General features: G+C 53.4%; 1 rRNA gene. It reads right to left on the bottom strand.

What is annotated here, in order from left to right:
- Window positions 1-16: 16 nt before the first annotated feature.
- A 16S ribosomal RNA gene (locus tag BLR76_RS11510) occupies window positions 17-1,495 on the bottom strand; the annotation flags it as partial.

Below are 1,495 nucleotides of genomic sequence, written 5' to 3'. Positions count from 1 at the left end.
ATGGCACTATCCTTAGAAAGGAGGTGATCCAGCCGCACCTTCCGATACGGCTACCTTGTTACGACTTCACCCCAATCATCCAGCCCACCTTCGGCGGCTAGCTCCCTAAAAGGGTTACTCGACCGACTTCGGGTGTTCCAAACTCTCGTGGTGTGACGGGCGGTGTGTACAAGACCCGGGAACGTATTCACCGCGGCGTTCTGATCCGCGATTACTAGCGATTCCGGCTTCATGCAGGCGAGTTGCAGCCTGCAATCCGAACTGAGAATGGCTTTAGGAGATTAGCTAAACCTCGCGGTCTCGCGACTCGTTGTACCATCCATTGTAGCACGTGTGTAGCCCAGATCATAAGGGGCATGATGATTTGACGTCATCCCCGCCTTCCTCCGGTTTATCACCGGCAGTCTCGCTAGAGTGCCCAACTGAATGCTGGCAACTAACAATAAGGGTTGCGCTCGTTACGGGACTTAACCCAACATCTCACGACACGAGCTGACGACAACCATGCACCACCTGTCACTCTGTCCCCGAAGGGAAAGCCCAATCTCTTGGGTGGTCAGAGGATGTCAAGATCTGGTAAGGTTCTTCGCGTTGCTTCGAATTAAACCACATGCTCCACCGCTTGTGCGGGTCCCCGTCAATTCCTTTGAGTTTCAGCCTTGCGGCCGTACTCCCCAGGCGGAGTGCTTAATGCGTTAGCTCCAGCACTGAAGGGCGGAAACCCTCCAACACTTAGCACTCATCGTTTACGGCGTGGACTACCAGGGTATCTAATCCTGTTCGCTCCCCACGCTTTCGAGCCTCAGCGTCAATTACAGACCAGAAAGTCGCCTTCGCCACTGGTGTTCCTCCATATATCTACGCATTTCACCGCTACACATGGAATTCCACTTTCCTCTTCTGCATTCAAGTCTTCCAGTTTCCAATGACCCTCCACGGTTGAGCCGTGGGCTTTCACATCAGACTTAAAAGACCGCCTGCGCTCGCTTTACGCCCAATAAATCCGGACAACGCTTGTCACCTACGTATTACCGCGGCTGCTGGCACGTAGTTAGCCGTGACTTTCTGGTTAGATACCGTCAAGGAGGTGCCAGTTACTACACCTCTTGTTCTTCTCTAACAACAGAGCTTTACGATCCGAAGACCTTCTTCACTCACGCGGTATTGCTCCATCAGGCTTTCGCCCATTGTGGAAGATTCCCTACTGCTGCCTCCCGTAGGAGTCTGGACCGTGTCTCAGTTCCAGTGTGGCCGATCACCCTCTCAGGTCGGCTACGTATCACAGCCTTGGTGAGCCATTACCTCACCAACTAGCTAATACGCCGCGGGGCCATCCATAAGCGATAGCCGAAGCCATCTTTAATGATCTAAGCATGCGCTATGATCACCTATGCGGTATTAGCACCCGTTTCCGGATGTTATCCCCCTCTTATGGGCAGGTTCCCCACGTGTTACTCACCCGTTCGCCACTCATCCACACTCTGCAAGCAGAGTG

Origin of the sequence: Alkalibacterium thalassium, from assembly GCF_900101165.1 — a bacterium.
GTDB classification, from domain to species: domain Bacteria; phylum Bacillota; class Bacilli; order Lactobacillales; family Carnobacteriaceae_A; genus Alkalibacterium; species Alkalibacterium indicireducens.
The sequence above is the reverse complement of the archived record's forward strand: the minus strand, read 5'-3'. Positions and strand labels throughout refer to the sequence as shown.